Genomic DNA, 26625 nt, shown 5'->3' on the forward strand with positions numbered 1-26625 from the left:
CACACGGCCGGGCGCGCGCCCGGCGCCCGGAGAAGCACCGCACGCGGCGGCGACCGACGGCGGTTCGACACTGAGCCATAGGTGGGATCAATGAGATCTATGGACAGCATGACTTGGACTCTATAGCGGCAGGTCATGCATGGTGGAACACGTCAGCCACCCGGGCCGGCAATACCGAGGGGAGTGATCGTGCACGACATCACCGACGGCTCCGAGCGTTTCCACCGCGAGGTGTTCCCCGCGAAGGCGGGACTCTTCGCCCGCCTGGCCACGACGCACCGGCCGAAGACGTTGTTCATCGGCTGCTCCGACGCCCGCGTGGTACCCGAACTGATCACCCAGAGCGAACCCGGTGAGCTGTTCGTCATCCGTACCGCGGGCAACCTGGTTCCCGCCCATGCCTCGGGCGCGGACGGCGTCACGGCGAGCATCGAGTACGCGGTCTGCGTGCTGCGCGTCCGCGACGTCGTCGTCTGCGGCCACTCGGCGTGCGGCGCCATGACCGCACTGGCCGAGGAGCACGATCTGAGCGGTGCCCCGGTGATCGCCGACTGGCTGCGGCACGCGGACGCCGCCCGCGCCCGCGCCGCCGCCGTCCCGGTCGCGCCCGGAACGTCCAGGCTGGCCGCCCTGGTGCGCGCCAATGTCGCGGCACAGCTGCAGAACCTGGTCACCCACCCCTCGGTGGCCCGCGCGCTGGCCGCCCGGACGCTCACCCTGCACGGCTGGGTGTTCGACATCGCGACCGGATCCGTCGAGACGGTCGACCCGGCCGTCACCGCGGCCTGACACACCCCCGAAGGACTCACCGGCCGTCTCGTAGCCGGTACCGAGGAAAGGAATCCCCCATGCCCCACGCCCAGTTCGACCCCGCCGCCCGCGCGGCCCTCGCCGCTGCCGCCGTCGAGGCCAAGACTCGCAAGGACCTGACCTGGCAGCAGATCGCCGACGCCGCCGAACTGTCGGTCGCCTTCGTCACCGCCGCCGTCCTCGGTCAGCACGCCCTGCCGAAGAAGTCCGCCGAGGCCGTGGCGGAGCTGCTGGGCCTGGACGCCGACGCGGCGATGCTGCTCCAGACCATCCCCACGCGCGGATCGATCCCCGGCGGCATCCCGACCGACCCGACGATCTACCGCTTCTACGAGATGCTCCAGGTCTACGGCACCACCCTGAAGGCCCTGGTCCACGAACAGTTCGGCGACGGCATCATCAGCGCGATCAACTTCAAGCTGGACGTCAAGAAGGTCGCCGACCCCGAGGGCGGCGAGCGCGCCGTCATCACCCTGGACGGCAAGTACCTGCCCACCAAGCCCTTCTGACGGTCCACCCGTCCAGGAGGAGAACGCCCGCCGGCCCGCGGGCCGGGAGAGCACCGACCGGTGCCGCCCCGGCCCGCCCCCGCTCCGCTGCCGGATCCGCCTGCCCCACCAGGCCCCCCTTCCACCGGAGACCCGCATGGACTTCGCCCGACGCACCATCGACATCGCCCGCCGGAACGTCGAAGAGGGCGGGCGCCCCTTCGCCACCGTCATCGTCAAGGACGGCGAGATCCTCGCCGAGAGCCCGAACAGGGTCGCCCAGACGTCCGATCCCACCGCCCACGCCGAGATCCTCGCCATCCGCGAGGCGTGCCAAAAGCTCGGCACCGAGCATCTCGTCGGCGCCACCATCTACGTACTCGCCCACCCCTGCCCCATGTGCCTGGGCTCGCTGTACTACTGCTCCCCCGACGAGGTCGTGTTCCTCACCACGCGGGAGGCGTACGAGCCACATTATGTGGACGACCGGAAGTACTTCGAACTCAAGACGTTCTACGGTGAGTTCGCCAAGGACTACCGGGACCGCCGGCTGCCGATGCGTCACGAGCCGAGCGAGGCCGCGGTCGACGTCTACCGGCTCTGGCAGGACCGCAACGGCGGGAACCGCAGGGTCACGGGCGCACCGACGACGAAATAGGCGACCGGGACCGCGCCGCCCGTCACCCCACGCGGCGCGGTCGGCGGGCCCTCCCACGGCACATGGTGGTACCACGGACCCGCGGGCCGCGCCGCGCACCCGTCCGTACACCCGACCTGTCCGCACACATGAGGAGAGACCCTTGTCATCCGTCGAACTGACCGAGGCCGAACACCGCCACCTGGAGCGTGCCGTGGACCTCGCGGCCGAGGCGCTGCACGCCGGGGACGAACCCTTCGGTTCCGTCCTGGTGGGCGGCGACGGCCGCGTCCTCGCCGAGGACCGCAACCGTGTGCACGGTCTCGGCGACAGCACCCGGCACCCCGAGTTCGAACTGGCCCGCTGGGCTGCCGCACACCTCACGGCTCCGCAGCGCGCCGAGGCGGCCGTCTTCACCTCCGGCGAGCACTGCCCGATGTGCGCGGCGGCCCACGGCTGGGTCGGCCTGGGCCGCATCGTCTACGCCCATTCCGCGGCCCAGTTGACGCAGTGGCTGAACGAACTGGGCGCACCGGCCTCCCCGATCCGCGTCCTGCCGGTCCAGGAGGTGGTGCCGGGCATCGTGGTCGAGGGCCCCGTGCCTTCCCTGGCCGTCCGCCTGCGGGAGATGCACCGCTCCTCCTACCTGTCGAGGCACCCGGCGGTGTGATCACGGGGCACCGGGCACGGGTTCCGGCACGCCGGTGCCGGATCACGTCCCGGAACCCGGCCGGTGCTCCCCCCGGGCGCCCGGGCCGCCGACGGGAAGGCGGTCCCGGGCGCGGGCGATCAGCGCGGCGGGGTCCGGGCGCGCCTGCAGGGCGTTCAGGACCAGACGCCACCACTGGTCGAGCCCGGCCGAGAGTTCTTCCTCCCGCGACGCCCCGTCGCCGCTGAGGCTGTACAGGCCGAAGAAGGCGCACACCAGGGCCGGGGCGGCGGCGGCCGGTTCGACGCCCTCGGCGAGTTCGCCCCGCGACCGGGCGGCGGCGAGCAGCCGGGTGGCGGCCGCGGTCCAGGCGGCGAACGGTGTGGGCACGACCGCGTCGATGCTCCGCCGCTCCGCCCACAGCCGGGCACCGGCGCGGGCCATGACGTCCTGGCACAGGACCCTGGCGATCTCGAAGCTCAGGGTGACCAGCCGTTCGAGCGGCGGGACGTCGGGGGCCGTGTAGTACGCGTTCAGCTGCGGCCATGCGGCGAACCGGTCGCGCACCACGGCGAGGGCGAGTTTCTCCTTGCTGGAGTAATGGAAATAGACGGCCCCGCTGGTCTTTCCCGAACGGGCGCTTATGTCGTTGACGCTCGTTCCGACATACCCCCGTTCGACGAAGAGCTGCGCCGCGGCTTCCAGCAGAGATCTCCGGGTCGTTCGCGCCCTTTTCTGCACGTGTGTTCCACCTTCGGTGTTTCTTGCGATACGGAGGGCGCGAAGAGGTAGTGCGCCCGCGCAGCGATGATGCCGCCGACCCGTACCGTGCGGAGATTTTATTATTCTTCGACCACGCACAAGGGGGCGATACCGAGGGAGCTCCGGGCGCTTTCTGTCGACCGCGTGCACAAGTCCGCCACGGCCGCTCCCGGAAGTGACCAGGTTTTTTTCACATCACCGGCCATTCGGGCCGTTTGAGCCGGGGAGTTCGACGCCGCACGGTCACCCTCGACCCGCCCCTCCGCGCACGCCCGGCGCACGGTCGACCTGCCACAAAACACTCGAAGTAGTGATTGCGTACGACTCGGCCACGAAATTAACGTAGTCGCCACGATGTTTTCGGGCCCGCTCCGAATCGGTGGATGAAATCCGTTGCGGCGAGCCCCACGGAGGCGAATCGACCGCCTCCACAAAAGGTCACCGGAGATCTTCCGGAATCCAGTTCCCCCACAGTTCAGCGCACCTTCCGCCAGCCCGGGAGAACAGCGAATCGGAACAGGGCCGCGGTCGGCGCACTCTCCGAGAACGGCAGAGAAATGGCAGCTCATCCCATTCCCGATTGGTCCCCCGCCGCCATCGTCTTCGATTGCGACGGAACACTCATGGACACCGAACGCCACTGGCAGGACGCCCGCAACAGAGTTTTCGCGGAGTTCGGCCTGAAACCCCCACCCGACTTCGCCGAGCGCGCCCAGGGCGTCCACTACACCGAGTGCGGAAGCCTGATGGCCCAGGAGACCGGAAAACCCGAACTCACCTACGAGATGACCCATTCGCTCCTCAGGAACTTCATGGCGCTGGTCGACGAGGACCCCGTCACCATGCCGGGCGCGGCCGCGCTGGTCGGGCTCACGGCCCGCCATCTCCCGCTCGCGGTCGCCAGCAACTGCCCGCTGGAAGTGGTTGAGTCGTGCCTGCGGCGGGCCGGACTGCTCAGCCACTTCGACCACATCGTCGTGGCGGGCGGTTCCCTGCGCCCCAAACCCCGTCCGGACGTGTACGCGGAGGCGGCGGAACGCTGTGGCGTCCGGCCGCACCAAGCGCTGGCGGTCGAGGACTCCCTCACCGGCATCGTCTCCGCCCGGGCCGCCGGACTGCGGGTGATGGGCGTCGGACCGCGACCCTCCGGGCAGGCGGCGGACCGCGTCGACCTCTGGGTGGACGCCCTGAGCGATCCGGCTCTGGTCGCCTGGGCCCAGACCTGGATCGCCGACACCGCGCCCCCCGTCGCCTGAGGCGGCGGGCCGGCCGGGCCGCCGGACCCACCCGTCCCCGGGCTCCCGGCGGCCCGGCCGGTGCACGGGTGAAGGGCGCGCGCACGGTGCCGCGGCCGGGTCCCCGCCGGGGGCACGGCCCGGCGCCCTGCGGCACACGGCGTCGGCAGGGCCGTCGCACTCCGTCGCACGTCCCCGCCCCCGAAGGCCCGTCCCGCCCTGCCCCGACCGGTTCGTCCACGACCGGTACGTCCCGGGTCTCACCATGCAGTCACATTTGACATTAGCGTGTCTTATGGAAGATAAAGAAGGCCCTTTGGGTTTAAAATCACGCATCGTGACATTCGAGGCGTGACAGCTGTGACCGCCTACCTGAATGAGTCATGCCGTGCCGCACGCCGTCCCGTCCCCTCGAACGCCCGCCGAAGCCACCGCGGACTGGGAGGCCTGGTGTGCCGAGCGGCGGCGCTCCGTCACCTCGCCCACCGGGAACCTCGCCCTCGTGGAGACCCGCTGGGCCCCGGCCGGTGAACGCCCCGACCTCGGCGCGGCCCGCGCCGGACAGTCGGACTCCGTGACCGTCACCACGCTTGAGCGCACGGATGCCGTCACCGGCGGACCGGAGTACGGGCTGCGCTTCTGGGACGCGCACTCCCCCGCGATCCGCCACTTCGACCGCACCGACGTCTTCCCGTACGACCCGTCCTGGGTGCTGGAGGCCGCGTACACGCCGGTGCCGGGCGCCCGGCGCGTCCCGTTCGAGCACATCCGTGACAACGGCGGCACCCGCGACCTCGTCGTGCCGGGAGACATCGAACTCACCCTGGACGGCCGTGACTACACCCTGAGCGCCTTCGACGACGACGGCACCCTGCTGCTCGTCTTCGGTGACCCGACCAACGGCGACACCACCTACGGCGCCGGGCGCTTCCTCTTCGTCACCCGCGTCGGCGAGGGCCGGGTCCTCCTCGACTTCAACCGCGCCTTCGTGCCGCCCTGCGGGTTCTCCGATCAGTACAACTGTCCGATGCCGCCGCGGCAGAACCGTTTCCACCTGCCCGTGACGGCAGGCGAGAAGCGGCCCGTCTTCCGCGACGGCTTCCCCGCACAGCACTGATCCCCCGGCACCTCCGCCCCGCAGCACGAAAGCGCGTACTCCCCCATGAACATCAAGAAGACCTCCCTGTACGGCGGAGCGACCGCCGCCGCCCTCGCCCTGACCCTCACGGCCTGCGGCGGAGGATCCGGCTCCGGCGGCGCGTCCGGAGGCCGAAGCGGCAAGGACGCCATCGTCAACATCGGTTCGCTCTACGAACCGCAGAACCTCGACAACACCGGGGGCGGCGGTCAGGGCGTCACCGAGGCGCTCAACGGCAACGTCTACGAGGGGCTGTTCAAGCTCACCGACGACGGCAAGGTCGAAAAGCTCCTCGCCCAGGACCACAAGGTCTCCGCCGACGGCCTCACGTACACCTTCACGCTGCGCGACGGCGTGACGTTCCACAGCGGCAAGAAGCTCACCAGCCAGGACGTCAAGTACAGCCTGGAGAAGGTCCTCGCGAAGGACTCGCAGTCCGCGCGCAAGAGCAACCTCTCGGTCATCAAGTCCATCGGGACGCCCGACGCGCGCACGGTCGAGGTCAGGCTGTCGAAGAAGTCGATCTCCTTCGTCTACAACCTCTCCTACGTCTGGGTCATCAACTCCCAGGCGAAGAACCTCAAGACGAGCGAGGACGGCACCGGCCCGTACACCCTGGACAAGTGGACCCGCGGCTCCGCCCTCGCCCTCGACCGGTTCGCGGGCTACTGGGGCGACGCGGCGGCCAACAAGCGCGTCGTCTTCCACTACTACAAGGACGCCACGGCGCTGAACAACGCGCTGCTGACCAACGCGGTGGACATCGTCACGAGCGAGCAGTCCCCCGACGCCCTCGACCAGTTCAAGAACAACCCGAACTACAAGGTCAGCGACGGGAATTCGACGACCAAGCTGCTGCTCGCCTTCAACGACAAGGCCAAGCCCTTCACGGACGTCAAGGTGCGCCGGGCCGTCTCCGCCGCCATCGACGACGAGAAGCTGCTGAAGTCCGTCTGGGGCGACTACGGCAAGCCCATCGGCTCCATGGTGCCGCCCACCGACCCCTGGTACGAGGACCTCACCCACGTCAACGCGTACGACACCGCGCGCGCCAAGAAGCTGCTCGCCGAGGCCGGGTACGCGAAGGGCTTCTCCTTCACGCTCGACACCCCGAACTACGACCCGCACCCGACCGCGGCGACCTTCATCAAGTCCGAACTCGCCAAGGTCGGCATCACCGTCAAGATCAACACGATCACGCCGGACGAGTGGTACACGAAGGTCTACAAGAACCACGCGTTCACGGCCACGCTCCAGGAGCACGTCAACGACCGCGACCTGGTCTGGTACGGCAACCCCGACTTCTACTGGGGCTACGACGACAAGCAGGTCACCCGGTGGGTGGAGGAGGCCGAGCAGGCGTCCAGCACCGCCGAGCAGACCGAGCTCCTCAAGAAGGTCAACCGCAAGACCGCCGAGGACGCGGCCAGCGACTGGCTGTACCTGTACCCGCAGATCGTGGTGGCGAGCAGCAAGCTCTCCGGGTACCCGGTCAACGGTCTGAACTCCCAGTTCTACGCCTACGGCATCAAGAAGGGCTGATGGGCCGCTACCTGCTGCGCCGACTCGCCTTCCTGCTGGTCTCGCTGGCGCTGGCGAGCATGGTCCTGTTCGCGCTGCTGAGGATGCTGCCGGGCGACCCCGCCAACGCGCTCACCGCCGTGGGCGCCGACGCGGAGCAGATCGCCGCCGCCCGGCACTCCATCGGGTCCGACCGGCCGCTGCCCGAGCAGTTCACGCACTGGATCGGGCAGTTGGCGAGCGGCGACCTCGGCACGTCCTTCGTCAGCTCACTGCCCGTCGGCCCCGAAGTCGGCTCCCGGCTGAACGTCACGGTCCCGCTGACGCTGGCGTCGTTCGTCCTGGCCCTGCTCATCGCCGTGCCGGTCGGCTTCGTGGCCGCGCGCCGGCGCCGGACCTGGTACGGCGCCCTGCTCAACGGGGTGTCCCAACTCGGTATCGCCGTGCCGGTGTTCTGGCTCGGCATGATCCTCATCGCGGTCTTCGCGCTCAACGCCGGCTGGCTCCCCGCGGGCGGCTTCCCGCAGGAGGGCTGGTCGCAGCCGTCCGAGGCGATCCGCTCGCTCACCCTGCCCGTCGTCACCATCGCCCTGGTGATGAGCGCCTCGCTGATCCGCTACGTCAGATCGGCCGTGCTCGACGTGCTGGACAGCGACTACCTGCGCACCGCCCGGGCCATGGGCGCGTCGTTCGGCCAGGCGATGTGGCGGCACGGACTGCGCAACGCCTCGGTCCCGGTGATCTCGATCCTCGGCATCGAGCTGGCGTCCACCCTGCTGGGCGCGGTGGTCGTGGAGTCCGTGTACGCGCTCCCGGGCCTCGGCTCGATGCTCGCGACCGGCATCGCGCAGCACGACTATCCGGTGATCCAGGGCGTGCTGTTCGTCTCCACGCTCGCCGTACTGCTCATCGGCTTCGTGGCCGACCTCGTCCAGCGGGTCGTCGACCCCCGACTGCGCGACAGGCTCTCCGGAGGTGCCCGGTGACATCCTCGGTCCCGACGGAACGCACGGGCGCGGCCAGGCCCGCGGTCCCGGCGGAGCACGCGGGCGGCAAGCGGCGCGGACGGCGCTCGTACACGCTGGCCGTCGGCTGTGCCCTGGCCGGGCTCATCGCCCTCGTCGCGCTCGTCTCGCTGTTCTGGCTCCCGTACGCCGCCGACGACACGTCCGGCGGGCGGCTCACCGGCCCCGGCGCGGACCATCCGCTCGGCACCGACAAGCTGGGCCGCGACCTGCTCACCCAGTTGATGACCGGTTCCCGCATCGCCTTCGAGGCGGGCCTGGGCTCGGTGCTCATCGCCGCCGCACTCGGCGGCACACTGGGGGTGCTGGCCGCGTTCGCACAGGGCTGGCTCGACGACACGGTCTCCGCGTTCCTCGACATCCTGATCGCCTTCCCGACGCTGCTGCTGGCGATGCTGATCGTCGCTGCCCGCTCGGCCACCCTGGGCTCCGCCGTGCTGGCGATCGGCCTCGCGCAGAGCGCCGTCGTGGCACGGCTGGTGAGAATCCTGGTCAAACGGGTTCTGGCACAGGACTACATCACGGCGGCGCGCACCTCGGGCACGTCGTGGCCGCGCATCGTGGCCGGGCACGTGCTGCCCAGCATCTGGCCGACCATGGTGGTGAACCTCGCCCTGCAGTTCGGACTCGCGGTGCTGGCCGAGGCCGGGCTCTCGTACCTGGGCCTGGGCGCGCCGCCGCCCAACGCCTCGTGGGGCCGCATGCTCCAGGAGGCCCAGGCCACCTTCACCACGGCTCCGGCGGGCGCGCTGGCCCCGGGCATCCTGCTCGTGCTGCTCGTCATCGGTGTGAACCTCGTCGCCGACGGACTGCGCGACACCCTCGACCCCGCGACCCGGCGGAGGCGCGCGTGACCATCCTCGACGTACACGGCCTGACGATCCGCACGGCGGAGGGGCGGACCCTCGTCGACGGGCTCTCGCTGTCCATGGCCCGGGGCGAACGCCTCGGACTCATCGGGGAGTCGGGCTCGGGGAAGTCGCTGACCAGCCTCGCCGTGCTCGGACTGCTGCCCGACGGCATGACGGCCACGGGAAGCATCGAGCTCGCCGGCACCCAGATCGTGGGCGCGAGCGAGAAGCGGCTCACGGCGGTGCGCGGCCGGGACGCCTCCGTCGTCTTCCAGGAACCGCTCACCGCCCTCGACCCGCTGATGCGCGTCGGCCGGCAGATCGCCGAACCGCTCGGCAGACGGCGGGGATTGAGGGGAACCGGGCTGAAGCGGGCCGTCGTGGAGGCCCTGGAGCAGGTGCGGCTGCCCGAGCCGGACCGTATCGCCCGTGCCTTCCCGCACGAGATGTCCGGCGGCCAGCGCCAGCGCGTCGCGCTCGCCATGGCCCTGGCCTGCGACCCCCAGCTGCTCATCGCGGACGAGCCGACCACGGCACTCGACGTCACCGTGCAGTCCGACATGCTCGACCTGCTCGACGCCCTGGTACGGGAACGGGGCATGGCGGTCCTGTTCGTCAGCCACGATCTGGCGGTCGTCTCGAAGGTCGCCGATCGCGTGCTGGTCCTCAAGGACGGCCGGGCCGTCGAGGAGGGCGACGTCCACGGGATCGTGCGCGCCCCGCGCGAGGAGTACACCAGGGAACTGGTGGCGAGCGCCCGCCGGCTGGAATCGGCGCTGGACCTGAGGAGCACATGATGACGCCCGTACTGGAGCTGGACGAGGTCTCCTTCGGCTACCGGGGACGCACCGCCCCCGTGGTCGAGGACATCTCGCTCGCCGTCGCGGCCGGGCAGTCCCTCGCCCTCGTCGGGGAGTCCGGCGCGGGCAAGACGACCCTGCTGCGTCTGCTGCTCGCGCTGGCCCGGCCGTCCTCCGGCGCCGTCCGGTACGACGGCGAGGAGCTGAGGCCGCGCGACGGCGCGCAGATGCGGCGGTTCCGGCGCGGTGTGCAGTGCGTCTTCCAGGACCCGTACTCGTCGTTGAACCCGCGCCGGCGCATCGGCGCGATCGTGTCCGAGCCCCTGCGCTCCCTGGGGATCGACGACCGGGTCACCGCCGCGCCGAAGGTCGCCGAGGCCCTGGAACGGGTCGGTCTCCCGGCCGACGCGGCGGGCCGCTACCCGCACGAGTTCTCCGGCGGTCAGCGCCAGCGCATCGCGATCGCCCGCGCGACGGTGTGCGAGCCTCGGGTCCTGCTGGCCGACGAACCGGTCAGCGCGCTCGACGTCACCACGCGCGTCAAGGTCGTCGACCTGCTCAAGGAGCTCAAGGAGGAACGGGGCCTGACCCTGGTCATGGTCTCGCACGACCTGTCGGTGGTCGCCTCGCTCTGCGAACGCACGGCGGTCCTGGAGCGCGGTCGCCTGGTCGAACAGGGCGAGACGGCGCAGGTGCTGGGCGCCCCGGCGCACCCGTACACGCGTCGCCTCGTCGAGAGCGTGCCGCGGCTGCCCGCCTGACCGCGTCTCAGTCCGCGTCGCTCGCGGGCACGGCGATGTCCTCGTCCGGGGCGGTGGGCCACCCGCGGTCGCCCTCGTCGTGCCAGAGCGGGCGCCGGTCGACGCGCAGGCCGAGGACCTCGGGGCGCGCGTAGTGGCCGCGCGAGTCGACCCAGACCTTGACGGCGGCGATGTCGGCGAGGTCGATCCCGGCGGTGACGAGCCGCTCCTCGGGGCCGGTGTGCGGAGCGGCCAGGTACTGGTTGAAGGGATGGATCACGGCGGACCAGCCGCCGCCCTCGGTGATGTGCCGCTGCGGCCCGACGGTGTCGGCCATCCACCGCAGGCACGTCGCGTCGACCGGGTTGCCCGCGGCGACCACGAAGCACTGGGCGGTGAGCGCGTGCGTCTTCATCATGGCGTCGATCTGGACGTCGGCGACGGCCTCGAAGCCGGCCATGGTGGACAGGCCGGGCCAGGCCGCCGCGTGGATCTCCTGGCCCTGGAGGACCAGGGCATGCCGGGCCAGGTTCATGGTGTGCTCCCAGCAGACCAGGCCGCCGATCCGGCCGAGGGCGCTGTCGAACACGCCGAGCGTCGCGCCGCCGCCCTGGGCCCACACGATCCGTTCGGCGTAGGTGGGCTGGAGCTTGCGGTGCATTCCGAGGAGAGTGCCGTCGGGGTCGATGAAGACCTGGCTGTTGAAACAGGTACGGGTGCCCGCGAGCCGTTCGCTGACGCCGAGGACCACCCCGACCCCGGCTCGGCGGCAGGCGGAGCGGACCCGGTCGATCTGCGGTCCGGGCACCTCGACGGACGCCTCGGCGTAGGCGGCGTTGGCGCTCTGCTGGTCCAGCGGGGCGTAGGCCTCGATCCAGTACGGGTAGCCGGGCACGAAGGTCTCGGGGAACACCAGCAGGTCGATGCCCTCCCGGCCGGCCTGTTCGACGAAGCCGACGGCCTTGTCGACGGTCGCCTCGGTGTCCATGAACACCGGCGCGGCGTGCACCGCCGCGACGGTTCGCTTCCCTGACACGGGAGATGGCATCAAAGCCCCCTGTAAGACGGCGCGCACCACGGTGATGGGCGATCCGGACGCCGCCGGGGAGTCCGGGGCGCGCCGGCCCCGGATGCGTCGGCGGGTCGGTCGGTGGCAGTGTGCCATCCTTCACCGCGTCGTGCGCCGGTAGCGCCGGAATCGTCTGGTCACCCGCCCCATCGCCAGTACTGTTCGGGGCGGGCCGGCCCGGTGCAGTCGGTGCGGACCAGTTGGGGGTCGGCATGGTCCCGGCTGTCCCAGCGGGAGGGCAGTCGGCGGTCGTCCTGGTACAGGCAGCGGTGGTCGGCGTCCTCGATCCGCCATGCCGTACGCCTCCACGTCGGGCTCTGCCACGGCACACGGGTCCACCGCTGGTCCGCGGCGCCGCCCCGGCAGGGTCGCAGCGCGGCTCCGGTGCCGACGGCCGTGAGGCAGGAGTCCGGTTCGTCCCTGAGGCCGATGGTGCCGTCGGGCCGCATCCGCCACCGCTGGGCCGGGGATCCGTCGCATGCGCGGATGCGGACCGCCCGGGTCCTCGCCGGGTTTCCCGCCGCGTCGAGGCAACGGACCGGGTCCGGACCGGAGGCGTACGTGGTCCGTCCGATGTCCCCGAGGATCTCGCCGGGCCCCGGAGACCGGTGCGCCTGTGTGTACTGCCGACGGACCCACAGATTCCAGTCCTCCTGGAGCGGACCGAGGTAGGGCGGCACCTCCGCGCACCCGCCGGTGGCGGGGCACCGGCGCCGGGCGACGTACCAGCGCACCACCCGCTCCTTCTCGGCGGTCTGCGCGGACGTGAGGTTGGCGCTCAGCGGCGACATCCGGTAGCCGAGGTACGAGGTCACGGGAACCCCGAGGGCGTAGCCCGCACTTCTGAAGTACCGGGCGGCGATGCCGTGGTCGCTGTGGTCGACGCCGCCGCCGAGGCCGAAGGCGAAGGACGCGTTGTCGTGGTCCATGGTCAGGATGCGCTCCGCGCGACCGGTCCCGACCAGGGTGCGCAGGGTCGTGGCCAGCCGTTCCTCGGTGTAGTCGGGGCCGTCCGGGAATCCGCGGACGCTGTGCCTGCTCCCGTCGAAGAGCCTGAGCACGCTGTCGGCCTCCTGACCGTGCGGAAGCCCGTCGTGGAGATCGAGGAAGGTGAGCCGGATCTCGGCGCCGGCCTCTCGGCCGGCCAGCAGGAACGACCGGACGCGGGCTTCGCCGACCCGCACGTCGGACCGCTTCCAGCCGCCGACGGCCCCCGCCATGGCCTCGTAGGCCGCCCGTACCCCGTACTCCCTGCGGTCCACGTACTCCAGTGCCTTGGTGCGGTCGCGGATGGCGTCGTCCCCCGCGGTCAGGTACACGGTGTGGACCGGGCATGCCGCCCGGATCGTCCGCGCGATCTCCGGGTTCAGGAAGAACAGGTCGTCGTCGGGGTGCGCCACGCCCACCAGGGTGCGACGGCACCGGAACGGCTCCGCCTGTGGTGCGGCCGCCGTGCCGGGTCCCGAGGGCGGGGCGGGCGCGAAGGCGGAGGCGGGGCCGAGCAGGGAGCAGAGCGCCGCGGCCGCCGCCAGCGTGCGGCGGACGGCGCGACGGCCGTTCCAAGCCTTCTCCCGCGCGTGGTGGTCCATCTGCGGATGATCACCGCGTGGACGCCCGGAACCAACCGACCCGCCGCGCGGCACACCCGGTCGGCGGGTCGGACACGTGCTCGTCGGCCCGGCGCCGTACCCGCCGAACGGACCCGAGGTGACGGCCGGCGGGGCCGTGGTCAGGGCCGGGCGGTGGGTTCGAACCAGGTGGGCCCGTCGGTCAGCGCCTGCTTGATCCTGAACGACGAGAACTCGTTCAGCGGCGGCAGCGCGTCCACCGGGTACCAGCCCACCTCCAGCGACTCGTCGTCGTTCACCCGCGCCTCGCCGCCGGTCGCCCGGCAGCGGAACGTGACGTCGAGGTACTGGCAGCGGTCCCCGTTGTCGTACTCGACCGGTTCGAGGGCCTGGGTGAGCACCACCCGCTCCGCCGCGCAGTGCACGGCGGTCTCCTCGTACACCTCTCGCTCCGCCGTCGCCGCAGGCTGCTCGCCCGGCTCGCAGATGCCCCCGATCAGCGCCCATCTGCCGGTGTCGGAACGCCGCCCGAGCAGCACTCTGCCCTCGTCGTCGAAGACCACGGCGGTCGCCCCCGGCAACAGGAGCAACTGATGGCCCGCGGTGGCGCGGATCCTGCGGATGAACTCAGGAGTGCCCATGGGCCCGACCATAGCCGTCGTCCCGCCGTGCCCGGTTGATCAGCGGAGCGGCGCACGGGGTACGGCGGGGGCGCCCGGGAGCGGTCAGACGGGGGCGAGTCCGAACGCGCCCTGACCTCGGCGGCCGGCCTCGCCTACGATCCGCCCGCGCGCGCAGCCGTCCGTGCGGCGGTCAACCGTCATTGCGCGGCGGTACTGCACCCGCTCCGGGAAACCGGAGCCTCCTGCTTCACCGGCCGCGCCGGAGCCGTACCGCACGGACGGCGGTCCAGCCGAGCCCCGCCGCGGCGATCAGCGCGAGCACGGCCTCGGGGAGCGCGCCCATGCGGGTCGCGGGCGTCAGCGAGGACCGCAGGGGCACCTCGTCGACGAGCGCGTCCGCGGTGAACAGCTTCGTCTGCTGCACGACGGTCCCATCGGGCCGGATGATCGCGCTGACCCCGCTGGTGACGGGGACGACGACGGTCCTGCTGTGCTCGACCGCCCGGACCCTGGACATGGCGAGCTGCTGGTAGGTCATCTCGCTGTGCCCGAAGGTGGCGTTGTTGCTGGGCACGGCGATCAGCCGGGCCCCCTGGTCGACGGTGTCCCGCACCGCGTCGTCGAACGCCGCCTCGTAACAGGTCACGAGCCCGGTGCGGGTGCCGGACAGGTCGAAGACGCCGACCTTGTTCCCGGGGCCGAATTCCCGCCGCACCCGGTCCACGTCGGAGCTGAAGAAGCGGGCGACGGAGCGCATCGGGATGTACTCGCCGAAGGGCTGGATGTGGCGCTTGTCGTAGGTTTCGACGGGTCCCTTCCCCGGTTCCCACCGGATGAGGGTGTTGCGCAGACGGCCCGTGTCGGGTGTGAGCACCGACCCGATCACGGTGGGCACGCCGATCGCGTTCACCGCCTGGTCGATGACGGTCCGGGCGTCCACGTTGCGGTAGGGGTCGAGGTCGGAGGAGTTCTCCGGCCACAGCACGAAGTCGGGCCGGGGCGCCTTGCCCTCCTTCACGTCCCGGGCGAGCTGCTCGGTGCGGCGCGCGTGGTTGTCGAGGACGGCGCGGCGTTGGGCGTTGAAGTCGAGCCCGAGCCTGGGCACGTTGCCCTGGATCGCGGCGACGGTCGCGGTGCCGTTCTCGGCCGAGTCGTCCACGAGCGGCACGGCGGCGAACGCGGCGGCGACGGGGGCGAGGACGCAGGCCGCCGTGGCGGCCACGGCGCCCCGGGGGACCTCGCGTGTGCTCCGGTAGGTACGGAACCGGCGTACCGCCTCGTAGAGGCCGAAGCCGCACAGCACCACGGCGAAGGAGAGCAGCGGCGTGCCGCCCACCGCCGCGAGCGGCAGAAACACGCTGTCCGCCTGCCCGAAGGCGATCTTCCCCCACGGGAAGCCGCCGAACGGCACCCGGGCCCGGACTGCCTCGTCCAGGGTCCAGACCGCGGCCGCCCACCCCGGCCAGCAGGCGAGCCGTGAGACGGCGGAGATCCCGGCGCAGCCGACGGCGATGAACAGCGCCTCGGCCGCGGCGAGTGCCAGCCACGGCACCGGACCGACCTCCTCGCCCGTCCAGCGCAGCAGCGGCAGCATGAACCCCAGCCCGGCGAGCAGACCGAGACCGAATCCGGCGCGCGGCCGGCGTCCGTGGAGCACCCAGCCGAGCAGGGCGAAGCCGGGCAGGACCAGCCACCACAGGGGCCTGGGCGGGAAGCTGAGGTACAGCAGGGCCCCGGAGACGACGGCCGCCGCGGACCGTACGAGGACGGGGATCAGCCGTCCCCGTCCGGGCGCGGGCGCGGAAGCGGGGACGGGTCGCTGCGGGTCGTCCAGTGACGTGATGGTGGCGCTCACCCGGCGGAGTCTACGGTCATCGGCTGTGCGCCCGGCATTCCCGCCCCCGTGCCGCCGGTCCGGGGGGCGTCGGCGCCCCGGTCGTCCGCCTCGTCCCGCTCAGGTCCCGGCCGCCGCGCCCTTCGTCGGCAGGTGCAGGCGTTCCCGGATGAACCGGGCGCCCGCCTCGGCGTCGTCGACCGTGATGGTGAACGTCCGTCCGTCGCCGAGTCGGAGCACCAGGCCCTCGCCCCGGCGGACCACCACGGCGGTGCCCTGCTCGGGGCGCCAGCGGTAGCCCCAGCCACCCCACTGCCGCGGGGTGACCCGGGGTGCGAACTCCGCGCCCACCACATGGGTCAGCAGGATCCGGCGGCGCGGCAGGCCCATGTGGCCGCACCGCACCTCAAGGGCGTCGCCGTCGACCCTGACCGCCACGTTCACGAAGGCGAGGGTGCCGAAGAGCATGAGCAGTCCGGCGGCCACGCAGCCGATCACGGACATCAGCAGCGGGGCGCGTCCGGAGGTCCAGTCGGAGGTGACGGCCAGCTGGACACCGAGCGCCAGACAGGCGGCGCCCGCGGCGGCCAGCACCCATTGGGCCCGGTTGGTGGCCCGGCCGACCCAGACGTCGGAGTCGGACTCGGCCCCGTTGTGCCTTGGTTCTCGGGGGTGGTCCCTCATGTCAAGCAGCGTACTCAAGGGACCGCGCGCGGGAGGCCCGTCGAAGGGCCCGTGAGGGGGTCAGCGGACGGGGGCGACGGCACCCAGCAGCCGCCCCTCCGCGTAGGCCAGGGCGGCCGGGGGGAGGTCGCCCGGGTGCCCGTCGAGGAGGACGGTGAGACTTCCGGCCGGTTGGGCCGACGGAGCGGGTGCCGCCCCGATCCGGCGCAGCGCCTGGGCGGCGACGGCACCGGCGGACCCGTGCAGCGTGACGGGGGGCAGGCCGCGCTCCCGCAGGGCGGCACGGATGCGTTCGGCGACCAGTTCATAGTGGGTGCAGCCGAGGACCACGGACCGCACGTCGCGCGGGGTGAGCGCGGCGGCCGCGGCGACGGCGCGGTCGATGGCCGCTTGGTCCGCGTGCTCCACGGCGTCGGCGAGCCCCGGGCACGGGATCTCGGCGACCTCGACGCAGCCCGCGAATTCCCGGATGAGTCCGCGCTGGTAGGGGCTGCCGGTGGTGGCGGGTGTGGCCCAGATCGCGACGGGTCCGCCGCCCGCGGCGGAGGGCTTGATGGCGGGAACGGTGCCGATGACCGGCAGCGCGGGTTCCAGTTCGGCGCGCAGCGTCGGCAGGGCGTGCACGGAGGCCGTGTTGCAGGCGACGATCAGTGCGTCCGGCCGCTGGGCGGCGGCGGCGCGGGCCACGTCCAGCGCGCGGGCGGTGAGGTCTTCGGGCGTGCGCGGCCCCCAGGGCATGCCACCGGGGTCGGAGGAGAGCACGAGATCGGCGTCGGGTCTCAGCCGGCGCATCGCCCCCGCTGCCGCGAGCAGGCCGATCCCGGAGTCCATGAGCGCGATCTTCACCCGGTCACCATAGTCGACCGCCCTTGCGATTCCGTCGCTGTGGGGCAGACTGCGGCGAATGAGTGCCATTGCCTGGATCGCCGTGGGTTCACTGGCCGCGTGGGTGTGGCTGCTGCTGGGACAGGGGTTCTTCTGGCGCACGGACCAGCGGATGCCGGTCCGCCGGAACCCGGAGCACTGGCCGTCGGTCGCGATCGTCGTGCCCGCGCGTGACGAAGCGGACATGTTACCGGTGAGTCTGCCCTCGCTGCTGGCGCAGGACTATCCGGGTGCCGCGGAGGTCTTCCTCATCGACGACTCCAGCGGGGACGGGACCGGGGACGTCGCCCGCGCGCTGTCCGTACGGTACGGGGGGCTGCCGGTCACGGTGGCCTCGCCGGGCGAGCCGGAACCGGGCTGGACGGGCAAGCTCTGGGCCGTGCGGCACGGGATCGCGCTGGCCAGGGCCCGGCGGCCGGAGTACCTGCTGCTGACGGACGCCGACATCGCGCATGAGCCGGACAGCCTGCGGGAGCTGGTCTCCGCCGCCGTTTCAGGCGGCTTCGACCTGGTCTCGCAGATGGCCCGGCTGCGGGTGTCGAGCGTCTGGGAGCGCCTGGTCGTGCCCGCCTTCGTGTACTTCTTCTCGCAGCTCTATCCGTTCCGGTGGGTGAACCGGGCGGGGGCGCGCACCGCGGCGGCGGCCGGCGGGTGCGTGCTGCTGCGGACGCGGGCCGCGGACCGGGCCCGGGTGCCGGACTCGATCCGGCAGGCGGTGATCGACGATGTCTCCCTGGCCAGGGCGGTGCGGCGCGACGGCGGGCGGATCTGGCTGGGGCTCGCGGAGCGGGTGGACAGCGTGCGCCCGTACCCCCGTCTGGCCGATCTGTGGCGGATGGTGTCGCGGAGCGCGTACGCCCAGCTGAGGCACAGTCCGGTGCTGCTCGTCGGAACGGTGCTGGGGCTCTCGCTGGTGTACCTCGCGCCACCGGTCGCACTCGTCGCGGGCCTGCTGAGCGGTGATCCGGTGGCGGCGTGGGCGGGCGGTGCGGCGTGGGCGGTGATGACCGGGACGTTCCTGCCGATGCTGCGCTACTACCGGCAGTCGCCGTGGACGGCGCCGCTGCTGCCGTTCACCGCCCTGCTGTACCTGCTGATGACCGTCGACTCGGCGGTGCTGCACCACCGGGGGCGGGGCGCGGCCTGGAAGGGTCGCACATACGCCCGCCCCGAGGCCGCGCCCGACCGGTGAACGGAGCCGGCCGTGGTCCGGTGGCACCGGTGCCGGCCGGACGTCCGGGGGGTCATTTGCGGCCGGGCGTCCAGTTCATCCCCCACCCGTAGGCGTAGTCGATGGTGCGCTGCGGGCTGACTCCGCGCTCGGGCACGAGGTAGCGGGCCTCGCGCTGCACGGTGAGGTCTCCGCCGTCGTTGGTGAGGAGGGCGAGGGCGCAGACGGTGGACGGGACAGTGCACTCGTCGAGCGAGAAGTCGATCGGGGCGCCGTTCTGGGGCTGGAGGGTGACGGTCGCGTGGAGATCGGCGAAGCTCCGGGCGCCCTCGTAGATGGTGACGAAGATCAGGACGCGGCGGAACTTGTCCTTCTGGTCGAGGTTGACGGTGAGGTTCTCTCCGGTGGCGACGGCGCCGGTGCGGTCGTCGCCGTCGAGATGGATGTAGGGGGGCTGCCCGAGCGCGCCGAACGCGTTCCCGAGTGCCTGCACGACTCCCTTGCGACCGTCGGCGAGTTCATAGAGGGCGCACAGATCGAGGTCGAGATCGGCGTGGTGGGCGACGGCCCTGCCGAGTTTGCTCCCCCATCCCGTGAACTGTTTGCGGACTTCCCAGTTGAGATTGACGCGGAGAAGCCCGGAAGTGCCGCCCTGTTTGGCGAGGGAGACGGTCGGAGCGTGTTTGGTGAGCGTGACCTTCGTGAGCCGGACGGGGGCGGACGGGGCGGGGGGCGTGGCCGGCGGGAACGCGGGAACGGGCGGGGGAAGTCGACCGACGGGCGTTGAATGCTGGGCCTGTTGAGGTGATTGAGGTTGGGGATACGCCTCGGGACTCTGCGGTTCATCGACGGAAATTCCGAAGTCCGTCGCCAGACCCTCCAGACCGGTGGCGTACCCCTGCCCCACGGCGCGGAATTTCCAGCCGCCCTGGCGACGGTAGAGCTCGCCGAGGATGAACGCAGTCTCGACGGTCGCGTCCGCGCTGTCGAAGCGGGCGATCTCCGCTCCGTCCGCCGCGTCCGTGACCCGTATGTACAGCCCCGTCACCTGGCCGAAGGTGCCGCCGTCCGCGGAGGCGGCCAGGACGACGCGCTCGATGGCCGGCTCGACGCGTGCCAGGTCGACGGCGAGGTTGTCCGTCACCCCGTCACCGGTGGTCCGCCTGCCCTCGTGGCGTACCGCACCGGAGGGATGGGCGGGCTGGTTGTAGAAAACGAAGTCGGCGTCGCCGCGCACCTTTCCCGATACGAGCAGAAGTGCCGATCCGTCCACGCCCGGCGTCCCCGGAGAGGTGCGCCACCCCAATTCGACCCGCACGGATCGAGTCGGCACCGGAACATTGGCGCCTTTCATCATGGTCATGATCGCCCCCATCGCGAGTCCGGCCGACCGAAGGTCATTCTTCCGCCAACCTAATGCCCCGTCCGCCGCGGGGTGCACAACGGTGCGCGGTGAGTCCGGCGTTCAACCGCTCGTCGACGGGAAGACGTCCGGTGATCAGCCGTTCATCCACCAAGAACTCGCCTCTTTACACGATCCCGTCACACTTTGGTGCCCCTTTTTCCCAAGTTCGCTCGCATTGGGGAACGAGGTTCCCCCGCACCACGCAAAACAACCCTCTTGTCGGACTCCCCAACCGCCTCGTCGTGGGCTTAACTTAGGGGGTATGACGTCCCCCCGCTCCACCTACGGCAGCGGCTACTACGCTGCGTCGTCGTTCTCCGACACTCCGATCTACGACTCCCTGGTCGCGGAGCGGGGCACCCCTCAGATCGCCCCGATCCGAGTACCCGCCGCCTACGACACCGGAGGCGGCCATCTGCCGGCCCTCCCGGCGGCACTGCCCGCCCTTCCGGCGGCACCCTCCCAGCCCGCCCCGCCGTACGGCTACCAGCAGCCGCCCCAGCAGGGGTACGCGCCGACGCAGCCCCCGCAGTTGCAGAGCGCCCCGGCGCCGTACATCCCCCCGCAGCCGACCGCGGCCCGCGGCGGGTACCCGGCGCCCTATCCGCCGCCGCCGCAGCAGCAGCGGCCCGCCCCCGCCACGGGGTACGAGGCGATGCGCCCGGCGGCACCGCGCCCCGCCCCGGCGCCCGCTCCTTACGAGGACCCGTACCAGCACCCCTACCAGGGCCGGGGGTACTGAGAGGGCCAGGCAACGGGAGTCGCGCACGGTCGCACCGAGGTCGCCGTCGAGCCATGGGGACTCGTCGGCGACCTCGTCGTTCCCGCGCATTCCGCTCGCGGCCGCGTCGGCGTCGGACGCGCCGTCAACCGCACGCCGACGGGCCCCGCGCGGCCGGTCCGTTCGGCCCCGGGCGGGTGAGGCCGCGCTCCGCTGCACCGGTTGGGGACGCGGGGTGTGCCGGACCGCGCCCGGCCTCCGCTCGGTCCGGCTCGCCGGTCCGGGGCGTGGGGAGCGCCGTGCGGGGCCGCGACGGATACGGAAGGGGGCGCGGGATGGTGCGAGCGGCCGAGGGGGTGTGGCGTTGGCGGCACAATCCGCTCTGTCGCGCCACCGACCGGCGCGAGGCATGGACGGCCCTGGTCGCGCTGGTTCTGATGACGCTGGTGGCACCGGCCCTGGGCGCGGTCTGCGGGGCGCTCGCGGACGACGCGCTGCAGCGGACGGCCCGCGCCGAGCGGGCGGAGCGGATCGCCACGACGGCCGTCGTGCTGCGCCCGTCCCCGGCGTCGCCCCGTCCTCGCGCCACCGAGCCGGAGAGGTCCTCCGAGCACAGCGCGCGGAGGTCGGTGGTGGCACGCTGGAAGGCCCCGGACGGCACGGAGCGCCGCGGTACGGTGACCGCGCCGCCCGGAAGGACCTCCCCCAAAACCGTGGTCAGGATCTGGACGGACCGCACGGGCCACGCCGTGCCGCGCCCCATGGACGCGGCGACGGCCCGCTCGCACGCGGTGCTGGCCGGGCTCGGGGCGGCGATGCTCACCGCCGGGCTGATCGAGTCCGCCCGCCGCCTGATCGTCCGGCACATGGTCCGCGGACGGTACGCACGGATCGACCACGCCTGGACCGAGACCGGTCCGGACTGGGGCAGAACCGGAACCGGCACCTGATCGGCGGCCGCTCGGGTCAACTCCCGTCCGCCACGCGCGCTACGGTGGACCGGCCCGCCCGCTTCCTCGGCGGGCGGACCCGTGTGCGCCGCTGCCCCAGAGCCGGTGGCACGGACGACACACACGCACGAGGTGGGGGCACAACAGCGCCATGGCACAGGGCACGGTCCAGGTGACGCACGCCGGAACATCGCGGTGGCGGCGCCGCACAGGGGAATACCCCACCCTCACCGCCGCCCTGGAGGCCGCGGCGGACGGCGACGTCCTCACCGTCGCGCCGGGCACCTACCGGGAGAATCTGGTCCTGCACCGCGCGGTGACGCTGCGCGGGCCCGAGGGCTCGGCCGGCTCGGTGCGGATCGCGCCGGTGGACGGCGTCCCGCTGACCGTCCGCGCCTCCGCCGTCGTCACCGACGTGCACGTGGAGGGCCAGGACTCGACGGCCCCGGCGGTGCTGGTCGAGGACGGGGCACCGGAGCTCGCGGATCTGCGCATCGTCACGCGGTCGGCCGCCGGGATCGAGGTGCGCGGGGCGGCCCGGCCGACGGTGCGCCGCTGCACGGTCGACAACCCGGCCGGGGCCGGCATCGCCGTACTCGACGGCGCGGGCGGGGCGTTCGAGCAGTGCGAGGTCGTCTCGGCCGGGCAGTCCGGCGTGTCGGTACGCGACGGCGCGCATCCGCGCCTGGAGCGCTGCCGGGTCCACCACGCCTCCGGCGCGGGGCTGAGCGTCATCGGCGAGGGCAGCGGACTGGAGGCCGTCGGCTGCGAGGTGTACGAGATCAAGGGCTGCGGGATCCAGGTGTCGGCCCGCGCGGCGGCCCATCTCACCGACTGCACGGTGCACCGCACGTCGGCGGACGGGATCACACTCGACACCGACGCCGTGCTGACCCTGGCCGACTGCGACATCCACGACGTCCCGGAGAACGCGGTGGATCTGCGTTCCCGCTCGGTCCTGACGCTGACCCGCTCCACGGTGCGCCGGTTCGGCCGCAACGGGCTCTCGGTCTGGGACCCGGGCACCCGTGTCGACGCCAACCAGTGCGAGATCCACGACAGCACGGGGGACTACCCCGCCGTCTGGGTGAGCGACGGGGCGACGGTGGTACTGGACTCCTGCCGGGTCCACGACGTGCCGGACGCCCTGTTCGTGCTCGACCGGGGATCACGCGCCGACGTCGTCGACAGCGACCTCTCCCAGATCCGCAACACCGCGGTGTCGGTCAGCGACGGGGCGACGGCCCAGCTCGACGACTGCCGCGTCCGCGAGGCGTCCACCGGCGCCTGGTTCCGCGACCACGGCAGCGCAGGGACGCTGAACAACTGCACCATCGACACGGTGCAGACCGGGGTGATCGTCACCAAGGGGGCCGACCCGACGATCGAGCGGTGCACGGTCACCTCACCCACCGAGGCCGGTTTCTACGTCTCCGCCGAGGGCCGCGGCACCTTCCACGGCTGCCGGGTCACCGGCAGCGAGGGCTACGGCTTCCATGTGATGGACGGCTGTCGCACGACACTCACCCGGTGCCGCACCGAGCGGTGCGCCCGCGGCGGTTACGAGTTCGCGGAGGGCGGCGCCCTCGGCGACGGCCAGGGCACGGGCCCCGTGGTGGAGGACTGCACGAGCGACGAGAGCGCGCTGCGCTCCCCCGCCGCGCCCGCCGTACTGACCGCGACCCAGCCCGCCTCCCCCGGACTGCTCGGCGCGCTGCCCGGACCGCGCGCCGCGGACCCCGCGCCGGCCGAGGAGCCGCCGGCCCGGCCGGTGCGCGACTCGGACACCGTCCTCGGTGAACTGGACGCCCTGGTGGGCCTGGACAGCGTCAAGCGGGAGGTGCGCGCCCTCACCGACATGATCGAGGTCGGCCGGCGGCGCCAGGAGGCGGGGCTCAAGGCCGCCTCCGTGCGGCGCCACCTCGTCTTCACCGGCTCCCCCGGCACCGGCAAGACCACCGTGGCCCGGTTGTACGGGGAGATCCTCGCCTCGCTCGGGGTGCTGGAGCGGGGGCATCTGGTCGAGGTGTCCCGCGTCGACCTGGTCGGTGAGCACATCGGGTCGACCGCCATCCGCACCCAGGAGGCGTTCGACCGGGCGCGCGGCGGGGTGCTGTTCATCGACGAGGCGTACGCCCTGTCGCCCGAGGACTCCGGCCGTGACTTCGGCCGGGAGGCGATCGACACACTCGTGAAGCTGATGGAGGACCACCGGGACGCGGTGGTCGTGATCGTCGCCGGGTACACCCACGAGATGGAGCGGTTCCTCACCATCAACCCGGGGGTGGCCTCCCGCTTCTCACGGACCATCACCTTCGGCGACTACGAACCCGCCGAACTGCTCCGGATCGTCGGGCAGCAGACCGACGAGCACGAGTACAGCCTGGCCCCCGGGACCGATGAGGCACTGCTGAAGTACTTCACCGAACTTCCCAAGGGCCCGGCCTTCGGCAACGGCCGCACCGCGCGCCAGACGTTCGAGTCGATGGTGGAGCGGCACGCGGGCCGGGTCGCCCAGCTCTCCGCGCCGAGCACGGACGACCTCAGCCTGCTCTACCCGGAGGATCTGCCGGAACTCCCCTGAGCGCGCGGGGACTTCGAGGTCTCGTCCCCCGCCGCCTGTTGAGGCAGGAGGGGGCCGAGGCGGTCGAGCAGCGCGGCCCGCTCCTCGGCGAAGACCGGGTCGGCCTGGTAGTCGAAGTGCCCCAGAACGGGTTCGGGCAGCGGGTGTTCGGGCGTGCGTCCGTAGACCAGGGGGTCCTTCAGCGGCCCCCGGTCCACGGCGGGCCCCGACGCCTCGCCGAGGCCGACCCGGCCGCCGATCGGGTCGGTGGACCGCCAGAGGTTGCGCCAGCAGTTCACGGTGCGGTGCAGGCCGTGCAGCGGTACGGCGCCGAAGTAGGCGGGGAACCAGCGCCCGTACAGGCGCTCGATCGGCGAACCGTAGGTGAGCAGGGCGACCCGGCTCCGGGTCCGCGCGGGCAGTTGCCACACCGCCGACGCGGCCAGGACGCTGCCCTGGGAGTGACCGGAGATGACGAGCCGGCCACGGGTGAGCGCGGTCCAGCCGGACATCCGCGACACCAGGTCCGGGACGGCGCGCTCGGCGTAGCAGGGCGGCGCGAAGGGGTGGGCGGCGCGCGGCCAGAACGTGCCGACGTCCCAGAGGATGCCGATCGTGCGCCGTGCGGAGGCGTCCCGGTAGGCACGCCGCCCCCAGGTGACGAACAGTATGAAGCCGAGCCCGATCAGCCAGGAGCCGGTGGACTGGGCCGCCGCGGCCACGGACTCGACGAACGGGCCGCTCCCCTTCAGCGCCTCTCCGGGCACCTCTCCGCTCACCCACGCGCCGCCGACCGCCGCCGCGCCCAGCAGCAGTGTGGCGCCGGCGACCGGGCCGACGATCGAGGGGGCGGAGTCGGTGAGGGCCGCCGCGGCCCTGATCCGGGCGATCTGCCGCGTCCGGGCCTGATCCGGCTGCTCGTGCCGGTACTCCCGCTCGATCCCGGGCTCCAGGGAGCGGACGGTGAGCCAGGTTCGGGCGAGGAGCAGAAGGCCCGGGGCGACGAGAAGCGCCAGCAGCACCGGGATGACCGCGGCCTGCCAGCTCAGCAGCACCGGCGGTCCCTCGATGACGGCACCGTCCGTGCCCGGGGTGCCGGGGCCGTCGAGCCAGTCCGCGACGCGCTGGGCGACCCCGCCGGTCATGACGCCGCCGAGCGCGCAGGCGAGCATGGCCACCACCGGCCCGCCCAGTCCGTACAGGACGGTGCGGGGTTCGGGCGTCCTGCGGTACAGGCCGAAGGCCACCCCGGCGAGCAGGAGCACCAGCACCACCTGGGCGAGCGTGAGGATGCCGAAGGCGGTGTCGCCGGGCAGGGCGCCCGAGGAGATCCAACCGGGGCGCGACCAGGCGGCGTATCCCCCGGCGAGGACGAGCAGCGTCAGGCCGACCCCCGGCAGGTAGGTGATCAGGGCGCGGTCGAGCCGGTTGTCCAGGCGCCGTTCGCTGCGTCCGCGGCGGCATACGACCCAGAGCACGATCAGCGCGGCCCCTGCCAGGGCCGCCTCGATGAGGCGGCCGATCACTCCGGGCACGGGGCCGGCGGCGGCACGGTCGTGGCGGGCCGCGGCGCCCGCGACGAACGCCGCGACGGTCAGGAACCCGGCGGCGGTGTGGGCGGCGCGCAGCCGGGCGACCAGCCGTCGGCCGTACCAGAAGCCGGGCCTGCCGAGGGCCGGGCGGCTCGCCTCCCCGTTCCCGGCTGCGCCCGTGCCGTCCCCGGCCGCCGGATCGGTGTCGTCCTGCCGGGAGCCGGTGAGCGGGCGCTGCGACTCGTACGCGCTCCATGTCCGGTTGGACAGGAACCACAGCAGTCCTACCAGGGCGGCGGGCACCAGGGAGGCGACGGCCAGTCTCCGCCCCGGCTGGGACCACCAGCCTCCCTGCGCCGACGACAGGAAGCCGAGCCAGGACCGCCGGCCGGAGCAGTCCGCGACGCCCGCGCACTGCCAGGCCGTCAGGTCGAGGGCGACCTCGCACGCCGCGGCGGTCAGCAGGACCGTGAGGCTGAGCGCGACGAGCCGGACGAGAACGCCGTACAGACGCACCGCGCGGGTCCGGGCCCGGGCGGTGGGGCGCATCCAGTGGGCGAGGTTGACGACCATGAACGGGAGCAGCAGCAGCCACAGTGCCCGGGAGCCGTTGCCGGAGGTGAGGTTGGACCAGCAGTAGGCCTCTTCGATGGGGCGGTCGCGGTACCGCTCCGGGTGCTGTTCGGCGTCCGTGTCCTCGGGGCGCCGGTAGACGGCCGCGGTCGCGTCGCCGGTGATCCGGACCGCGCGGGGGTCGTCGAGCATCTCCTGGGGGGTGGCGCCGCCCACGCCGTGGACCAGCAGTTCCAGCGCTGGCCCCGGTGACGACGGGGCCGAGGTGGCGGATGGCACAGAGGTGGCTCGCTCTCTCGTGGGGGGGTTCTGATGGTTGATCACCAGGATCGCGGCGGAGCGCTGCAGTCCGCGCCGCTCTCACGGAATCTCCCCACCACGTCCGCCGCCG

The 26625-nt window shown here is 72.4% G+C and carries 24 protein-coding genes; 15 read left to right on the forward strand and 9 right to left on the reverse strand.

The annotated features are described in order from the left end of the window. Positions 1 to 189: 189 nt before the first annotated feature. The 4 genes from ACIHCL_RS11105 (at position 190) to ACIHCL_RS11120 (ending at position 2605) form a co-directional block, all read left to right on the forward strand. Entirely contained in the window at positions 190 to 789 is a 600-nt protein-coding gene (locus ACIHCL_RS11105; protein WP_399859715.1) for a carbonic anhydrase, read from the forward strand. Between the two features lie 59 nt (positions 790 to 848). Next, positions 849 to 1319 carry a cyanase gene (gene cynS, locus ACIHCL_RS11110; protein ID WP_399859718.1) on the forward strand — a complete coding sequence of 157 codons (471 nt, stop codon included), beginning with the start codon at positions 849 to 851 and terminating at the stop codon, positions 1317 to 1319. A gap of 136 nt (positions 1320 to 1455) precedes the next feature. After that, positions 1456 to 1956: a nucleoside deaminase gene (locus ACIHCL_RS11115; RefSeq protein WP_399859721.1), complete on the forward strand. Its 501-nt coding sequence runs from the start codon at positions 1456 to 1458 to the stop codon at positions 1954 to 1956. Positions 1957 to 2098: 142 nt separating this feature from the next. After that, on the forward strand, positions 2099 to 2605 hold the full coding sequence (locus tag ACIHCL_RS11120; RefSeq protein ID WP_399859723.1) for a nucleoside deaminase: 507 nt from the start codon (positions 2099 to 2101) through the stop codon (positions 2603 to 2605). A 42-nt stretch (positions 2606 to 2647) separates the two neighbouring features. Here ACIHCL_RS11120 and ACIHCL_RS11125 read toward each other — a convergent pair whose 3' ends face one another. Then, positions 2648 to 3325, reverse strand: coding sequence for a ScbR family autoregulator-binding transcription factor (locus ACIHCL_RS11125; RefSeq protein WP_399859725.1), 678 nt, complete (start codon positions 3323 to 3325; stop codon positions 2648 to 2650). 578 nt (positions 3326 to 3903) lie between these two features. Here ACIHCL_RS11125 and ACIHCL_RS11130 point away from each other — a divergent pair. The 7 genes from ACIHCL_RS11130 to ACIHCL_RS11160 all read left to right on the forward strand — a co-directional run bounded on the left by ACIHCL_RS11130 (position 3904) and on the right by ACIHCL_RS11160 (position 10677). Then, complete coding sequence (locus ACIHCL_RS11130; protein ID WP_399859729.1) at positions 3904 to 4602, forward strand: HAD family hydrolase; 699 nt, start codon at positions 3904 to 3906, stop codon at positions 4600 to 4602. A 355-nt stretch (positions 4603 to 4957) separates the two neighbouring features. Beyond that, positions 4958 to 5698 carry a DUF1684 domain-containing protein gene (locus tag ACIHCL_RS11135; RefSeq protein ID WP_399859731.1) on the forward strand — a complete coding sequence of 247 codons (741 nt, stop codon included), beginning with the start codon at positions 4958 to 4960 and terminating at the stop codon, positions 5696 to 5698. A 45-nt stretch (positions 5699 to 5743) separates the two neighbouring features. Next, positions 5744 to 7261, forward strand: coding sequence for an ABC transporter substrate-binding protein (locus ACIHCL_RS11140; protein ID WP_399859733.1), 1518 nt, complete (start codon positions 5744 to 5746; stop codon positions 7259 to 7261). Next, positions 7261 to 8226 carry an ABC transporter permease gene (locus ACIHCL_RS11145; RefSeq protein ID WP_399859735.1) on the forward strand — a complete coding sequence of 322 codons (966 nt, stop codon included), beginning with the start codon at positions 7261 to 7263 and terminating at the stop codon, positions 8224 to 8226. Before ACIHCL_RS11140 ends, ACIHCL_RS11145 begins: the two co-directional genes overlap by 1 nt. Then, complete coding sequence (locus ACIHCL_RS11150) at positions 8223 to 9119, forward strand: ABC transporter permease (protein WP_399859737.1); 897 nt, start codon at positions 8223 to 8225, stop codon at positions 9117 to 9119. Before ACIHCL_RS11145 ends, ACIHCL_RS11150 begins: the two co-directional genes overlap by 4 nt. Beyond that, entirely contained in the window at positions 9116 to 9913 is a 798-nt protein-coding gene (locus ACIHCL_RS11155; protein ID WP_399859740.1) for an ATP-binding cassette domain-containing protein, read from the forward strand. Before ACIHCL_RS11150 ends, ACIHCL_RS11155 begins: the two co-directional genes overlap by 4 nt. Further along, a complete protein-coding gene (locus ACIHCL_RS11160) occupies positions 9910 to 10677 on the forward strand; it encodes an ABC transporter ATP-binding protein (RefSeq protein ID WP_399859742.1) in 768 nt (255 codons plus the stop codon). The genes ACIHCL_RS11155 and ACIHCL_RS11160 overlap by 4 nt, the downstream gene beginning before the upstream one ends. A gap of 7 nt (positions 10678 to 10684) precedes the next feature. On the opposite strand, the gene ACIHCL_RS11165 is transcribed toward ACIHCL_RS11160, so the two are convergent. The 6 genes from ACIHCL_RS11165 to ACIHCL_RS11190 all read right to left on the reverse strand — a co-directional run bounded on the left by ACIHCL_RS11165 (position 10685) and on the right by ACIHCL_RS11190 (position 17280). Beyond that, positions 10685 to 11692, reverse strand: coding sequence for a carbon-nitrogen hydrolase family protein (locus tag ACIHCL_RS11165; RefSeq protein WP_399859744.1), 1008 nt, complete (start codon positions 11690 to 11692; stop codon positions 10685 to 10687). A gap of 170 nt (positions 11693 to 11862) precedes the next feature. Then, on the reverse strand, positions 11863 to 13314 hold the full coding sequence (locus ACIHCL_RS11170) for a ricin-type beta-trefoil lectin domain protein (RefSeq protein ID WP_399859747.1): 1452 nt from the start codon (positions 13312 to 13314) through the stop codon (positions 11863 to 11865). Positions 13315 to 13454: 140 nt separating this feature from the next. Then, complete coding sequence (locus ACIHCL_RS11175) at positions 13455 to 13934, reverse strand: NUDIX hydrolase (RefSeq protein ID WP_399859750.1); 480 nt, start codon at positions 13932 to 13934, stop codon at positions 13455 to 13457. 229 nt (positions 13935 to 14163) lie between these two features. Further along, entirely contained in the window at positions 14164 to 15771 is a 1608-nt protein-coding gene (lnt, locus tag ACIHCL_RS11180; protein WP_399859752.1) for an apolipoprotein N-acyltransferase, read from the reverse strand. 99 nt (positions 15772 to 15870) lie between these two features. Next, the gene (locus ACIHCL_RS11185; RefSeq protein ID WP_399859754.1) at positions 15871 to 16434 is read right to left on the reverse strand and encodes a hypothetical protein; all 564 of its coding nucleotides are present in this window, start codon (positions 16432 to 16434) and stop codon (positions 15871 to 15873) included. Positions 16435 to 16494: 60 nt separating this feature from the next. Then, entirely contained in the window at positions 16495 to 17280 is a 786-nt protein-coding gene (locus tag ACIHCL_RS11190) for a glutamate racemase (protein ID WP_399859756.1), read from the reverse strand. A 58-nt stretch (positions 17281 to 17338) separates the two neighbouring features. Between ACIHCL_RS11190 and ACIHCL_RS11195 the strand changes: the two genes are divergently transcribed. Then, positions 17339 to 18511 carry a glycosyltransferase gene (locus tag ACIHCL_RS11195; protein ID WP_399859758.1) on the forward strand — a complete coding sequence of 391 codons (1173 nt, stop codon included), beginning with the start codon at positions 17339 to 17341 and terminating at the stop codon, positions 18509 to 18511. A 52-nt stretch (positions 18512 to 18563) separates the two neighbouring features. On the opposite strand, the gene ACIHCL_RS11200 is transcribed toward ACIHCL_RS11195, so the two are convergent. Next, the gene (locus tag ACIHCL_RS11200) at positions 18564 to 19865 is read right to left on the reverse strand and encodes a TerD family protein (protein ID WP_399859760.1); all 1302 of its coding nucleotides are present in this window, start codon (positions 19863 to 19865) and stop codon (positions 18564 to 18566) included. A gap of 292 nt (positions 19866 to 20157) precedes the next feature. Here ACIHCL_RS11200 and ACIHCL_RS11205 point away from each other — a divergent pair, with 292 nt between their 5' ends. The 3 genes from ACIHCL_RS11205 (at position 20158) to ACIHCL_RS11215 (ending at position 24150) form a co-directional block, all read left to right on the forward strand. After that, positions 20158 to 20637, forward strand: a complete 480-nt coding sequence (locus ACIHCL_RS11205; protein WP_399859762.1) for a DUF6643 family protein — start codon at positions 20158 to 20160, stop codon at positions 20635 to 20637. A 314-nt stretch (positions 20638 to 20951) separates the two neighbouring features. Then, the gene (locus tag ACIHCL_RS11210; RefSeq protein ID WP_399859765.1) at positions 20952 to 21566 is read left to right on the forward strand and encodes a hypothetical protein; all 615 of its coding nucleotides are present in this window, start codon (positions 20952 to 20954) and stop codon (positions 21564 to 21566) included. Positions 21567 to 21717: 151 nt separating this feature from the next. After that, on the forward strand, positions 21718 to 24150 hold the full coding sequence (locus ACIHCL_RS11215; RefSeq protein WP_399859767.1) for a right-handed parallel beta-helix repeat-containing protein: 2433 nt from the start codon (positions 21718 to 21720) through the stop codon (positions 24148 to 24150). Here ACIHCL_RS11215 and ACIHCL_RS11220 read toward each other — a convergent pair. Beyond that, a complete protein-coding gene (locus tag ACIHCL_RS11220; protein ID WP_399859838.1) occupies positions 24120 to 26426 on the reverse strand; it encodes a hypothetical protein in 2307 nt (768 codons plus the stop codon). The two genes, ACIHCL_RS11215 and ACIHCL_RS11220, sit on opposite strands and share 31 nt — an antisense overlap. Between the last annotated feature and the right edge of the window lie 199 nt (positions 26427 to 26625).

This window comes from Streptomyces sp. NPDC052042, from assembly GCF_044548345.1.
Classification (GTDB): Bacteria; Actinomycetota; Actinomycetes; order Streptomycetales; family Streptomycetaceae; genus Streptomyces.